Annotated in this window: 18 protein-coding genes and 1 riboswitch; all 18 genes read right to left on the reverse strand. The window is 43.8% G+C overall.

What is annotated here, in order from left to right; all coding sequences use genetic code 11:
• The coding region (locus AS034_RS19350) for a transposase (protein WP_058299815.1) at window positions 1-226 on the reverse strand (226 nt) is incomplete at its 3' end.
• A gap of 478 nt (window positions 227-704) precedes the next feature.
• Entirely contained in the window at window positions 705-2,102 is a 1,398-nt protein-coding gene (gene sufB / locus AS034_RS19355) for a Fe-S cluster assembly protein SufB (protein WP_032086498.1), read from the reverse strand.
• Between the two features lie 40 nt (window positions 2,103-2,142).
• Window positions 2,143-2,583 carry a Fe-S cluster assembly sulfur transfer protein SufU gene (gene sufU, locus AS034_RS19360; protein WP_032086499.1) on the reverse strand — a complete coding sequence of 147 codons (441 nt, stop codon included), beginning with the start codon at window positions 2,581-2,583 and terminating at the stop codon, window positions 2,143-2,145.
• On the reverse strand, window positions 2,573-3,802 hold the full coding sequence (locus tag AS034_RS19365) for a cysteine desulfurase (RefSeq protein WP_058299816.1): 1,230 nt from the start codon (window positions 3,800-3,802) through the stop codon (window positions 2,573-2,575). Before AS034_RS19365 ends, sufU begins: the two co-directional genes overlap by 11 nt.
• Window positions 3,802-5,112, reverse strand: coding sequence for a Fe-S cluster assembly protein SufD (gene sufD, locus AS034_RS19370; RefSeq protein WP_032086501.1), 1,311 nt, complete (start codon window positions 5,110-5,112; stop codon window positions 3,802-3,804). Before sufD ends, AS034_RS19365 begins: the two co-directional genes overlap by 1 nt.
• Before the next feature lie 17 nt (window positions 5,113-5,129).
• Window positions 5,130-5,915, reverse strand: a complete 786-nt coding sequence (gene sufC / locus AS034_RS19375) for a Fe-S cluster assembly ATPase SufC (RefSeq protein WP_032086502.1) — start codon at window positions 5,913-5,915, stop codon at window positions 5,130-5,132.
• A 466-nt stretch (window positions 5,916-6,381) separates the two neighbouring features.
• Complete coding sequence (locus AS034_RS23520; RefSeq protein WP_473243016.1) at window positions 6,382-6,540, reverse strand: YuzK family famiily protein; 159 nt, start codon at window positions 6,538-6,540, stop codon at window positions 6,382-6,384.
• Window positions 6,541-7,129: 589 nt separating this feature from the next.
• Window positions 7,130-7,495 (reverse strand): carboxymuconolactone decarboxylase family protein, encoded by a 366-nt coding sequence (locus tag AS034_RS19380; protein WP_058299817.1) that lies wholly within the window; start codon window positions 7,493-7,495, stop codon window positions 7,130-7,132.
• 123 nt (window positions 7,496-7,618) lie between these two features.
• The gene (locus AS034_RS19385) at window positions 7,619-8,443 is read right to left on the reverse strand and encodes a MetQ/NlpA family ABC transporter substrate-binding protein (protein ID WP_058299818.1); all 825 of its coding nucleotides are present in this window, start codon (window positions 8,441-8,443) and stop codon (window positions 7,619-7,621) included.
• A gap of 14 nt (window positions 8,444-8,457) precedes the next feature.
• Window positions 8,458-9,126, reverse strand: coding sequence for a methionine ABC transporter permease (locus AS034_RS19390; protein WP_058299819.1), 669 nt, complete (start codon window positions 9,124-9,126; stop codon window positions 8,458-8,460).
• The gene (locus tag AS034_RS19395; protein WP_058299820.1) at window positions 9,123-10,145 is read right to left on the reverse strand and encodes a methionine ABC transporter ATP-binding protein; all 1,023 of its coding nucleotides are present in this window, start codon (window positions 10,143-10,145) and stop codon (window positions 9,123-9,125) included. The genes AS034_RS19390 and AS034_RS19395 overlap by 4 nt, the downstream gene beginning before the upstream one ends.
• Before the next feature lie 146 nt (window positions 10,146-10,291).
• Window positions 10,292-10,398: riboswitch (SAM riboswitch) on the reverse strand.
• A 117-nt stretch (window positions 10,399-10,515) separates the two neighbouring features.
• The gene (locus AS034_RS19400) at window positions 10,516-10,869 is read right to left on the reverse strand and encodes a hypothetical protein (RefSeq protein ID WP_058299821.1); all 354 of its coding nucleotides are present in this window, start codon (window positions 10,867-10,869) and stop codon (window positions 10,516-10,518) included.
• Between the two features lie 243 nt (window positions 10,870-11,112).
• Complete coding sequence (locus AS034_RS19405) at window positions 11,113-11,436, reverse strand: thioredoxin family protein (RefSeq protein ID WP_058299822.1); 324 nt, start codon at window positions 11,434-11,436, stop codon at window positions 11,113-11,115.
• Window position 11,437: 1 nt separating this feature from the next.
• Window positions 11,438-11,800, reverse strand: a complete 363-nt coding sequence (locus AS034_RS19410) for a toprim domain-containing protein (RefSeq protein ID WP_058299823.1) — start codon at window positions 11,798-11,800, stop codon at window positions 11,438-11,440.
• A 527-nt stretch (window positions 11,801-12,327) separates the two neighbouring features.
• Entirely contained in the window at window positions 12,328-12,564 is a 237-nt protein-coding gene (locus AS034_RS19420) for a YusG family protein (protein WP_032086537.1), read from the reverse strand.
• 90 nt (window positions 12,565-12,654) lie between these two features.
• Complete coding sequence (gcvH, locus tag AS034_RS19425) at window positions 12,655-13,038, reverse strand: glycine cleavage system protein GcvH (protein ID WP_032086510.1); 384 nt, start codon at window positions 13,036-13,038, stop codon at window positions 12,655-12,657.
• A 136-nt stretch (window positions 13,039-13,174) separates the two neighbouring features.
• The gene (locus AS034_RS19430; protein WP_058299825.1) at window positions 13,175-13,531 is read right to left on the reverse strand and encodes an arsenate reductase family protein; all 357 of its coding nucleotides are present in this window, start codon (window positions 13,529-13,531) and stop codon (window positions 13,175-13,177) included.
• Window positions 13,532-13,676: 145 nt separating this feature from the next.
• Window positions 13,677-13,979: an ArsR/SmtB family transcription factor gene (locus AS034_RS19435; protein WP_058299826.1), complete on the reverse strand. Its 303-nt coding sequence runs from the start codon at window positions 13,977-13,979 to the stop codon at window positions 13,677-13,679.
• Between the last annotated feature and the right edge of the window lie 6 nt (window positions 13,980-13,985).

Consider the following 13,985-nt stretch of genomic DNA (forward strand, 5'->3'; position numbering starts at 1 on the left):
CCTTGAGTTCCTTGTCGTGTGCTTTTTTCAACTTTTCCAATTCGGAAGGAGTGATGTGCTCACCGGATTGTTCAGCAGCCTTTTTCTCATTGTAAAGTTTGACCCAGCGCATCATGGTAGCATAAGGAATCTCTAACTCATAAGCCACTTCAGTCCCTTTTCTACCTTCTTCAGCAACCATTTTAGCTACGTATTCTTTATATTCGTTTGTATAGTACTTTCCCATGGATACACGTCCTTATTAATAATAGTTATAGTTATGCCCTATTATCATCTTTGTGTGTCCACTTTTTAGACTAACTTTAGAATTTAAAAGATTATCGACCCATTTTCAAAGATTATTACAAGATATCGAAAAAATATCCAATTCATTCCCATTTACAGCTGCCGTCCTCCACATAATGACTCTATTTATTGCCCTCTAACGATGTCCTTCACCCAAATGTGACTGGATTCAACACCAAAAATGCATTAGTCAGACCATAGGTTTACTCTGCACACAAGAAAATACAGGCATCTGTGTATTTTTGGCTTATCCGTCCTCTAGTGTCAGCACTTGAGTTCGAAAAGAGCACCTCCCCAACCAATATTCAGTCTGCAAGCCTTGTAACAAAAAAGCAACAACCGAAAACTGCCTTCTGAAAAAGAAAAACCCCCTGGCCGCATAAACAGCAGCAAGGGGGTGGTATCGTTACATATATAGTTTATCCGATTGAACCTTCCATCTCGAACTTGATCAGGCGGTTCATTTCAACTGCGTATTCCATTGGAAGTTCTTTCGTGAATGGCTCGATGAAGCCCATTACGATCATTTCTGTTGCTTCTTCCTCTGAAACTCCGCGGCTCATCAGATAGAATAATTGTTCTTCTGATACCTTCGATACTTTCGCTTCGTGCTCAAGCGAAATGTTATCGTTCAGGATTTCGTTGTAAGGGATCGTATCGGAAGTGGACTGATTATCCATGATCAGCGTGTCACACTCGATGTTCGAGCGTGCACCTTCCGCTTTGCGTCCGAAGTGGACGATTCCGCGGTATGTTACTTTACCGCCGTGCTTGGAAATCGACTTCGATACAATTGTTGAAGAAGTGTTCGGTGCCAAGTGAATCATCTTAGCCCCTGCATCCTGGTGCTGACCTTTACCTGCAAGCGCGATGGAAAGTGTCATACCGCGGGCGCCTTCTCCTTTAAGGATGACAGCCGGATATTTCATCGTCAGTTTAGATCCGATGTTTCCGTCTACCCACTCCATAGTGGCGTTCGCTTCGCACACGGCACGCTTCGTTACCAGGTTGAATACGTTGTTCGCCCAGTTTTGAATCGTTGTGTAACGGCAGTACGCATCTTTTTTGATGATGATTTCAACAACTGCCGAGTGAAGGGAATTCGTTGTATAAACCGGAGCCGTACAACCCTCTACATAGTGTACGCTTGCGCCTTCATCAACGATGATCAGTGTACGTTCGAACTGACCCATGTTCTCGGAGTTGATGCGGAAGTACGCTTGAAGCGGTGTATCTACCTTCACACCTTTAGGAACATAGATGAACGATCCGCCTGACCATACCGCTGAGTTCAGTGCAGCAAATTTGTTATCCGTCGGAGGGATGACTTTTGCCCAGTGCTCACGGAAAATGTCTTCGTTTTCTTTCAGTGCGGAATCTGTATCCTTGAAGACGATTCCCATATTTTCAAGATCTTCCTGCATGTTGTGGTAAACAACCTCAGATTCGTACTGGGCAGATACCCCTGCAAGATACTTTTGCTCAGCTTCTGGAATACCCAATTTATCAAACGTCTGCTTGATTTCCTCAGGTACTTCATCCCAGCTGCGCTCTGACTTCTCAGAAGGCTTAACGTAGTACGTAATGTCATCAAAGTTCAGTTCTTGTAAGTTGCCGCCCCATTGCGGCATTGACATATTATAAAAATGGTCAAGTGACTTCAAACGGAAATCAAGCATCCATTGAGGCTCTTCCTTCATGCGGGAGATTTCTTCTACAATCTCACGCGTCAAACCACGTTTTGAACGGAAAATTGATACGTCTTTATCGCTGAATCCGTATTTATAATCCCCGATCTCAGGCATTTTCTTAGCCATGTTGATTCCTCCATTCTTTGATAGAGTACCGAAGAAGAGCTTACTCCTGCTCTTCTTCTTTCACTCCTTTTTCCATCGCTTTCCACGCCAGTGTTGCACATTTAATGCGGGCCGGGAATTTAGCGACTCCCTGAAGTGCTTCAATATCTCCTAAATCCACATCTTCATCATATTCGTTCCCTTGCATCATATCAGAAAAAATCTTTGAAAGCTTAAGGGCCTCTTCGATTTCTTTACCTTTTACGATTTGCGTCATCATGGAGGCCGAAGCCATTGAAATGGAGCATCCTTCACCGTCGAATTTCGCATCCTGGACGATTCCATCCTCCACCTTCAATGTCAAGTGGATGCGGTCGCCGCAGGTCGGATTATTCATATCGATCGTAAAGCTTCCATCTTCAAGCGCCCCTTTATTGCGGGGGTTTTTATAATGGTCCATGATGACCTGTCTGTACAGCTGATCTAAGTTATTAAAAGACATCGCTGAAAAACTCCTTTGTCTTCACTAGGCCTGCTACAAGTTTATCAATATCTTCTTCTGTGTTGTACAGGTAGAAGCTGGCACGGGCAGTTGCCGACACATTCAGCCACTTCATCAGCGGCTGTGCACAATGGTGGCCTGCACGGACAGCGATTCCGTCTGCATCCAATACAGTCGCCAAATCATGCGGATGGACATCATCAATGTTGAATGTCACAAGTCCGGCACGCTGACCGGGATCTTTCGGACCGTAAATGGTCATTCCTTCAACACTATTCATCTTATCGAGGGCATATGCGGCAAGTTTGTGCTCGTATGCCTCGATATTGTCGAGTCCGATATCCTCCAGGAAATCAATCGCAGCACCAAGGCCGATTGCGCCTGCAATGATCGGCGTACCGCCTTCGAACTTCCACGGAAGTTCTTTCCACGTGGATTCCTGCAGGCCCACGAAATCGATCATTTCTCCGCCGAACTCGACCGGTTCCATCTTGTTCAGATGTTTCTTCTTCCCATAAAGGACACCAATTCCGGTTGGACCGACCATTTTATGAGCGGAGAAGGCGAAGAAATCACAATCCAGATCCTGCACATCGATCTTCATATGAGGAGCAGCCTGTGCCCCGTCAACGACCATGACCGCACCGTTTTCATGTGCGATTTTCGTGATTTCCTTGATTGGATTCATCGTACCGAGTACGTTCGATACCATCATGATCGAAACGATCTTCGTTTGAGAAGTAACCGTTTCTTTCACATCCTCAAGGGTGATCGTCCCATCCTCTTGAAGAGGGACATATTTCAATACTGCACCGGTTTCCTTGGCAAGCTGCTGCCACGGGATGATATTGCTGTGGTGTTCCATATGGGTGATGACGATTTCATCGCCTTCACTTAGATTGGCACGTCCGTAGCTCGATGCAATTGTATTGATCGACGTTGTCGTCCCGCGCGTGAATATCACTTCCTGGGTTGACGGGGCGTTGATGAACTTGCGAACCTTTTCACGGGCTCCTTCGTAGCCATCCGTCGCTCTTGTACCAAGCGTGTGAACACCGCGGTGAACATTCGAATTATAGCCTCTATAATAATCATTGACTGCTTCAATGACGGAAATCGGTTTTTGTGAAGTCGCAGCGCTGTCCAAGTAAACTAGCGGTTGTCCATTGACTTCCTGGTCGAGAATCGGAAAATGCTTACGAATCTCTTTTACATCCATTAGTTTACTTTCCTTTCAATTACCTCAACAAGCTGCTTCTTGACTCCTTCAATCGGCAATTGATTCACTACAGGAGCCAGGAATCCGTGAATGACCAGACGCTCCGCTTCCTTCTGAGGAATACCGCGGCTCATCAGATAGTATAGCTGCAGCGGATCGACGCGGCCAACCGAAGCTGCGTGTCCTGCTGTTACATCATCTTCATCGATCAGAAGAATCGGGTTGGCATCTCCGCGAGCTTTTTCGCTCAGCATCAATACGCGTGATTCCTGCTCTGCATTCGACTTGGATGCACCGTGTTCGATTTTACCGATACCGTTAAAGATTGAAGAAGCTTCATCTTTCATGACACCATGCTTAAGGATGTAACCTTCAGAGTTTTTACCGAAGTGAACAACCTTCGTCGTGAAGTTTTGCTTCTGTTTTCCTCTTCCGACAACAACCGTTTTCGTATCAGCATAAGAACCGTCTCCGATCAGGTTCGTTACGTTTTCAGAAACGGTGTCACCGTCGTTCATCAGGCCGAGGGCCCATTCAATGCGGGCGTCCCTTGCTGCAACACCGCGGCGGTTCACATAAGTCGTCAGTCCGCTTGCAAGATTGTCCACTGCACCGTATGCCACCTTGGCGTTGTTTTTAGCTACAACTTCCGTCACGATATTGTAGACACCGTCTTCAACGTCAGCAGTAGAAATATAGTTCTCTACATATGTCACTGAACTGTTGTCTTCCGCCACAACCAATACGTGGTTGAACATCGCAACTTCAGCATCATCGTGAACATAAACCGCTTGAATCGGATCAACCAGTTCCACATTCTTAGGAATGTAAAGGAACGCTCCACCGTTCATCAATGCAGCATGAAGAGCCGTAAGCTTGTGCTCATCTGTTTTCACGCCTTCTGTCATGAAATACTTTTGAACAAGGTCGCTGTGCTCTTTCACCGCAGTGAAGATATCGGTGAAAATGACACCTTTGTCTTTCAATTCACTGGATAATGAAAGGAAAGCAGGCGTATTATTTCTTTGAATATATAAACTTTGATCTTTGCTTTCTAAGTCAACTAGTGCCTTTGCTTCTTCAGGCAGCTCATTCAATGATGAGAACGATTCACTGTCAACTGCATGCTTCTTGAATGAAGTGAAATTCCAGTTCGTGATTTTCGTCTTATCTGCAACCGGCAGGCTGAGGTCTTTCATCTTGTTGAACGCATCTGTACGAAGGTTCGTCAGCCATTCCGGCTCCCCAAGCTGCTTCGAGTAGGAGCTGACATAGTCCTGATCTACTGATAGTTTCGTTTCTACAGTCATTATTATCCCCCTAACACTTACGCTTCTTGGCCGACAGTTTCGTCTTTGATTCCGAGTTCTTCCTTAATCCAGTCATAACCTTCCGCTTCAAGGCGCTGAGCAAGTTCTGCACCGCCTGATTTCACGACGCGGCCCTGCATCATAACGTGAACGTGATCTGGTGTAATGTAGTTAAGAAGACGCTGATAGTGAGTGATGATCAAGCAGCCGAAATCTTCTCCACGCATTTTGTTGATTCCTTTAGATACAACTTTCAGAGCATCGATATCAAGTCCTGAATCGATTTCGTCAAGGATTGCGATCTTAGGCTGAAGCATCATCAACTGAAGGATTTCATTACGCTTCTTCTCACCGCCGGAGAAACCTTCATTCAAGTAACGCTGTGCCATATCAGGATCCATTTCAAGGTATTCCATTTCAGAGTCCATTTTACGAATGAACTTCATTAGTGAAATCTCATCGCCTTCTTCGCGTCGGCTGTTGATTGCAGAGCGAAGGAAGTCCGCGTTTGTAACACCGCTGATCTCACTTGGGTATTGCATAGCAAGGAATAGACCTACACGCGCACGCTCGTCTACTTCCATTTCAAGGACATCTTCGCCGTCAAACGTGATGCTTCCTTTTGTTACTTCATACTTAGGGTGACCCATGATAGCAGAAGATAAAGTAGATTTACCTGTACCATTCGGTCCCATTACTGCGTGGATTTCTCCACCCTTAATTTCAAGGTTAACCCCTTTCAGGATTTCCTTTCCTTCAATCTCAACATGAAGATCTTTAATTGTTAAAGTAGAACCTGCCATGTGTAAATACCTCCGTGACTTTATAAAATGAATGTAAGGGTTACTCCCTTACTCATTCTCAATTTATTATCATTACAATCTTATAACAAATAAAAGGTATAATCAACTTTTTCAGAGCCTGCCGACCAGGTTATCCTGCCCGAAAATCCTTCTCTATTGTGTGCTTAAACAATCAGAAAAATGTAGGCCCTGCCGTGAAGGAGCCTGTCCGGGTTTCTTCTTATATAAAAAGGAAGAAATTACATGATGCTGTTGTATTTCATTCCCCTCATTCGATTTCCTTGCAAGAGTTCGCTTTCCGAGGGCAGCACGTGTCTCCTCGGCTGGTTACATGCCTGACCATTTATATGTTTTTATTAATGATTGCAATGAAATAAAGCATAATCATGTATTATCCGCAGTACTTTATACCGCATTAATGAAAAAAACCAGTGTCTGAAACAACACTGGTTTTCCTTTGCATCTATTATATATTAGCATGCACTTTTCTATCAAGTGCGGCAATCATTCTTCGGCTTTCCTTGTAATCCTGCTCTCTTTGCTTCTCTACTTGCATCCTCACTGCATGCTTTCGTTTGTACACCTCGTATCCAATTCCATGGGCACTATGCATCGCCTTTTCCATTTCACTTGTGTACGACAAACCCTCAAGAGAGTCGATAATGAATCATTCCTTTCAAATTTTATATTCATAACTATACTACCCCCTCCTTCTGAACACAAAACCCGAATTTCTTCATTTTTTCTTAAAAATCATATTCAGAAGATTTTTACAGGAGGGTATCATTAAGTTTTCACAAAATTCCGCCACTATACTGGCAAATGATAGGTAAGTTAGTAAATATCCAGATGGTTGTATAAAGATGAAGCGCTTACATTGAAGAGATGGGGAGAAATGGACAGGCAGCCTGGATTTTCGGATGTGAGTCCATGTCCATTTTTATTTATGTTCCAGTTTCCTGCTTTTCCGTTCTAATTCTGAATAATACGATCCAAATATCTGATTTTCATTCCACTTTTCGAAAATACATTCCACTTTTCACAATTACGTGCAACTTGTCGGATTATCTTTATGCAGTCGGAGCTAAATAAACCAATGACCCTCCACGCTCCACGCCAATAAAACTTTCCCGTCTCCTGAACGAAAGTCCTATATATAATAGAAGAAACTAAAAAGCGGAAGGGCTCCGATCCGAGCCCTTCCGCTTTCTGAGTTATTGTTTAAGCTGGTTCAGTTCCTGCACGGACTGCTGTACGAGGGTGACGGCCTGGCTCATTGCTGCCCCTCCGCCGAATGCCGCAGTGACACCGACAGCTTCAAGAATTTCCTGTTCAGAGCATCCTTCATCGAGGCACCCCTTTGTGTGGTAGATGATGCAGTATTCATCCTGTGAATAAAGACTGATCCCAAGGGCAATCAGCTGCTTTTCTTTTTTAGAAAGGACACCCTCCCTGAAACAGTGTTCTGTGAACGTATTATAATGCTCTGCAAGCTCAGGCATTTTCTCCGTGAAGATCCCGAGTCCCATTTTATAGTCATGAAGTGCCGCTTCGGTTGTATTTCTTGGTTCCATTTGCATCCTGTTCAACTCCATTTTCGTTTTAGATTCATCGAAGATAGTATGAGCCAATCAGGAATGGTTTATGACTGAAATTTATCCATAAGAGAAACCCGATGGAAGCATCGGGTTTCTCAAAACGTATTATTCTGAAACTGGGACAACCGCTCCGTCCCATTCTTCATTGATGAAATCCTGGATTTCTTTTGAGCGCAGAGCTTTAACCAGTTCTTTCACTTCTTCCTTATCTTCGTCGCCTTTGTTGACAGTGATTACATTTACGTATGGAGAATCAGTATCTTCGATTGCGATTGAATCTTTCAGAGGCTTCAGGCCGGCATCGATGGCATAGTTGGAGTTGATGACCACGGCATCGCCTTCTTCATTTTCGTACATTTGAGGAAGCATACCCGCTTCATACTCGTAATCGAATTTCAGGTTTCTCGGGTTATCCTTAATGTCTTCAAGCTGAGCCTTTGTATTTTCGACGCCATCCTTCAGCGTGATGAGTCCTTTCTTCTCCAATAAGCTTAGGATGCGTCCGTGATCGGAAACAGAGTTACTCATCAAAATTGTTGCACCGTCCGGAAGGTCTTCCAGAGATTTATACTTCTTGGAGTATACTCCGATCGGCTCGATATGGATTCCGCCCGCATTGACGAAATCATAACCCTCATTATCCTTCATTTGAAGTTCCATGTAAGGGATTGTCTGGAAATAGTTGGCGTCGATATCGCCGTTATCAAGATCTTTGTTAGGAAGGATATAATCCTGATACGTCTCGATTTGAAGATCGATTCCCTTCTCTTCAAGGATCGGCTTTACCTGTTCAAGGATTTCAGCGTGCGGTACATTCGAAGCACCCACAACCAATTCCTTTTCATCGCTCCCCGCTCCTGAATCATTTCCGCAAGCGGCCAATCCAAAAATACTTGCTGCTGCTACTGCTCCTGCTAACCATTTTTTCATGTTGTTCTCTCCTTTTAACGTTTGTCTAATTTTTTTGTAAAGAAATCACCAATGAATTGAATTCCGAACACGATGATCAGGATCATGATCGTCGATGCCAATGTGACATCATCCCTGCTTCGCTGGAAACCATCAAGATAGGCAAGGTTCCCAAGTCCGCCTGCCCCTATGACCCCTGCCATAGCTGTATATCCGACAAGGGCGATGGCAGTCACCGTTATACCCGAAACGAGTGCGGGCATCGATTCAGGGATGAGCACTTTTATTATGATTGTACTTGTCTTTGCGCCCATGGCCTTTGCTGCTTCAATTACACCTTTGTTTACTTCCCTCAGGGCGATTTCAACCATTCTCGCGTAAAACGGGGCTGCCCCAATGATGAGCGCCGGCAGGGCTGCATTCGCACCGCGGATCGTATCAAGCAAGAACTTCGTGAACGGGATCAACAACACGATCAAGATGATGAACGGGATCGACCTGAATACATTTACGACAGCGCTTGTTATAGTGTAAGTAAGCTTGTTTTCCCATAGATTTTCTTTGGATGTCAAAAATAGAAGTATCCCGAGAATGATACCCAATACAAACGTGATAAGGACGGACATTCCTGTCATATAAAGGGTTTCAAGTGTTGCTTCCCAGAGTTTTTCCCAATCGACATTCGGAAAGATCGTTTCGATCATCCTGCCATCACCTCCACTTTCACCAGCTGGCTTTCGGCAAACGTGAGAGCTTCCTTAAGTTGAGATTCCTCTCCGTCCAGATGGACAAATAATGTGCCGTAAGCCCCTTTTTGGGTCTGTGATATCTGCCCCTGGAGGATATTCACTTCAAGGTCGAATTTTCTGATCAGCGAGGTGATCAGCGGCTGCCCGGTGGAGTCTCCCACGAACGTGAATTTCAAGACCTTCCCTGTCGGGTACTCTTTGATCAGCTGTTCGATCACTTCATCCGAATCCTGATCCTGTGATACTTCCTTCACAAACCGTTTAGTCACCTGCTGCTGCGGATTACGGAATACTTCGAGAACATCCCCGAGTTCGGCAACCTTCCCATTTTCCATCACGGCTACACGATGACAGATTTTTTTGATGACGTGCATTTCATGCGTGATCAGGACGATGGTCAATCCCAGGCGTTTATTGATATCCACAAGCAGATCAAGGATGGAATCGGTTGTCTGGGGATCAAGTGCAGATGTCGCTTCATCACACAGAAGTACTCTCGGGTTGTTCGCAAGTGCCCTTGCGATGCCTACACGCTGTTTCTGGCCACCGCTCAGCTGCGCAGGGTATGCATCCCCTCTTCCTTCAAGCCCGACAAGCGTCAGCAGTTCGTTTGCCCTATTAACTCTTTCCTTTTTAGGAACCCCTGCTATCTCCAAGGGAAATTGAATATTATCAATGACAGTCCGTGACCACAGCAGATTGAAATGCTGAAATATCATTCCGATTGACTGCCTTGCTTCCCTGAGCTTTTTACCTTTTATTGTAGATACTGCTTGGCCGCCTACGTTGATAGTCCCTTCTGTCGGTACCTCGAGGCCATTCAGCATACGGATCAGCGTACTTTTACCGGCACCGCTGTAGCCGATCACCCCGAATATTTCACCTTCCTTAACGGAAAGGTTCACTCCGTCCACTGCAGAAATCGGCCCTGCTTTCGATTGATATATTTTCTTCACGTCTGAGATGGTAATCATGATGTCGGTCACCTTCTTTCTTTTGAGTAAAACGATCGTTCTAATAAGAATTAATACTCCTATTAAACGTGCGCCCCTTCAAAAAAGGGCAATAAAAAAACCTTCCTGCTGATAAGCAGAAAGGCATAATCATATGACTATCCTTTCTCTTATCTTTCAAAGCGTCTGCTTTGAGTGAATTGGCACCATTTCAATTTGCATTGACGGTTGCCGGGCTTCATAGGGCACGTCCCTCCACCACTCTTAATAAGAGTAAGTCTAATATATTAAGTTAAAGAGTTAAAAGTCTCAGAAAATTTTCTACAAAGGTGATTCTATCATCACGTTCAAAGACATGTCAAATGTTTTTTTCAGAAGATTACAGTTTTCATTATATTTCCACAGTTTCCTTTACCACAGGCCTGGTCAGCCATAAAACCGATTCGACGAATAGCAGCGGCCGGTATCCTCCCTTTATTTCAAGCTGATCCTGATCAACCATGTGCGATAATAGCTCATTTCCTTTAATCAGGCAGGCAATCATATCTTCAGTTCCTTTAATCAAGAACTGAGATTCAAGTCCGTTACTGTCTTCCACGATCATACATGCCTTGCTTGAAAGGGAAATGGTGTAACGCTGATCTTTACATTGAATATCCAGGATGAATGGATTTGATGGAAATAATAGCTGCAGATGGTACTTCGAACGGCATTGTTCAATTAGAGTTTCTAAGTGTTTTCTCATACATACCCTCCCGCGAATCTTCTTACCTAATACATTCTACTTCTGGGTATTTTATCCTCCCCGGGTCGCTCGACATGATTCAGAAGAAATGTCATATTCTTGTCGAAAATGATAGTTTTGAATATTCAGAATATGAATTCCGAGCAATTTCTCTAAAAATTTCCCGAGAAATATGTCCTTGTTTGTAGAAAGGTTTTCTTTACTCATCGAAGAAAATTTATATAAATGACATAAAAAAGACCCTTAGCTCGTAAAGGTCTCCGTTTTCTTCATCATGTCGTATAGATAGGGAACCGATTGAAAGGCATAGATCCTTTCAATTTCCTTCGAATTCTTATATAGGAGCAGACAAGGCACACTTTCAATTGATTGCTCTTCTGCAAACTGTGGCAAGTAATTCAAATTGACTTTCTCGAAATGAAAGGAATGGGGAAGCTTTTCCACGATGTCAAGCATCCTCCCGGCTACCTGGCATGTCCCGCACATCGGGGTGTAGAGATACACGGCGGCCAGCTCATGTGTATTGATTGCATCATACAGTGCTCTTTCATTACTTACCTCGTTCAACTTAACTCATCCTTTTTTCCAAATATTCCGTGTGTACATCGATATTTGCGCCAACCAGTACTGAAGCAAGATGATACTCGGGTGCAGATGCCACTTCTTTATACATCCGGTCGATATATAAGTGTTCTGCTTCCGGGAATTCACGCTTGAATTGCTTCCTCAGCTTTTCGCCTGCATGATCGGCATCCACAAGTATATAAACATCTCTCTGTTCCAGCGAATCGATCAGTTCGTCCATTTTTGTGATGCTGATGGTTCCGTTCGTACAGATAATTTCAATCGGTTCCTTTATGATTCCTTTAACCTTTCGTTTATCTGTCGTACCTTCAACGATAATTACTTTTTCATCACCAATTTCAAACATTGTCATCACCTTATCTTTCAGAAAATAAGATTAGGATAGTATATTCAATTATTTAGAGATGATGTCCACTACTTACTCATATCTTCTCATTTTTTTGAGGAAATAGAAAGGAAAAAGGCTGTGTTTAAACCCGCTGTTGATTTCCGCACCAAGACTTCGCTTTCGGCAGGCAGCCAGTGAGCCTCCTCGGTCGTACCATCCTGCGAGTAGAAAAGTGGAGGGGCTTCGCTCAGAGACGGGTGGCATAAGGCGAAGCGGCCACGAAGGCGCTCTTTTGGATGATTTGACTTATGACATGTGTCTTTAAGACCCGTAGCTGGACAAGTCTCACATTTCCCAAAGAAGTCTTCCTCTTGCACCCCAATCATCACCTGGAACAGGCTTATACATAATTCTTTTACTAACTAAGCAGTTGAGACAGCATCTATGAAGTATATATACATAATCAATAACCTTGAATCAGCTTTATGATAGGCAAAAGGGTGCCGGCTGTCCATCAGGAGAAGTCCGGCACCCTATTTGGGAGCTTAACACCAGCCGCCTTCATCGCAGTCTGTATATCGTGTATCAGACCCTTCTGTCGCGGTGTAGCTTTGAAAAATTTTGTTTTCTTTTGTTTCAAAATTAGGTTCCATGGAAATCCCGTCAAGCGGAACAGCCATTCTGCCGACCGGCTGATTATCGAGATACAATTCCAGCTCTCCATTTTTTAATTTTCCTGTCACACGGTCGGTGACATCGAGTTTTTTCGGTTCGAGTGTCATAGGGGTCATCCTTTCTATAATGGTTTCTATCGTTAGAATGCCCCAAATAAAAAACAAAACACCTTGAGAATTCACTCAAGGTGTCAGCCATTAACCTTCGTTAATCATTTCATCATATTGTTCTGCACTCATAAGCTTGTCCACTTCACCGGCATCAGCAGGTTCAATGACGATCATCCAAGCTTTTTCGTAAGGGGACTCGTTCACGAATTCAGGGCTGTCAGCAAGTTCATCGTTCACTTCCACGACTTTACCTGAAACCGGAGCATACAGTTCAGAAACAGTCTTAACAGACTCAACGCTTCCGAAAGGTTCTGAAGCGGTTACTTCGTCGCCAACTTCCGGCAGTTCAACGAATACGATGTCGCCAAGTTCGGATTGTGCAAATGCTGTGATTCCAATTCGTACTTTTTCCCCTTCTGTTTTGACCCATTCATGTTCTTCTGAATATCGAAGATCTTTCGGTGTACTCATTTCAAATCCCTCCAAATCCTTGTTATACAACCTAATATTGACACACTTTTAAATGAAAAAGCAAGAAAACAAAAAGTTTCCCATAAAACTTTTTATTCACTGTTACAGAACCTTCCAACTCCGTCCTGACAGGGATCTATTTCCATGTTTCTTCAAACGTTTCTTCCTTGTATCCAACAGTCACTTTTGAGCCGTCAGTCGTGATTGGACGTTTGATGAGCATCCCGTCTGAAGAAAGGATCTCAAGCAGTTCTTCGTCGGAAGCAGTATTCACTTTATCCTTCAATCCAAGCTCTCGATACTTTTTCCCGCTTGTATTAAAGAACTTTTTCAACGGCATGCCGCTTTTTTCGTAAAGGCTTTTCAGTTCTTCCTTAGACGGGGGATTTTCAACGATATGTATTTCATTAAAGTCAGCGTTATTGTCTTCAAGCCATTTCTTGGCTTTGCGGCATGTACCGCATTTCGGATATGAGTAAAATGACAATGACATATTACCACCACCTTTCGATTCCTGTCCGGTTTTCTTCTGCTTAAACCATATAGATTGCCTTCCGTCTTTTCACGAAGGAAGGCTTCATCTCTTCCACTAGACTACATTCGACAGACTTCGTTATTTTCCTTCTTTTACAGAAGGTTTATTCGCAATGATTTTCAATTGTCCCTACAAGCTCTTTAAGCAGTGCAGCCGCATGATCAAGCTCAAGCGAATAAAAGCGCTGAGTCCCTTTCTGCTCCATGGACACAAGCTTCTGATCCCTAAGTATCTTTAAGTGATGCGAAACAGCAGGCCTTGAAAGTGTGAGATGCTCAGTGATTTCGTTGACAGTCAGAGGTTCTTTATCGGCGAGGAGGACAATGATATCCTGCCTGTAAGAGTCGCTTAATGCTTGAAATAAAGGTGTGCAAGCACGGAATAATACAATGGCTTTTTGCCCCATAATGTT

The organism is [Bacillus] enclensis (genome assembly GCF_001456935.1).
In the GTDB taxonomy this organism is placed as follows: domain Bacteria; phylum Bacillota; class Bacilli; order Bacillales; family Bacillaceae_B; genus Rossellomorea; species Rossellomorea enclensis.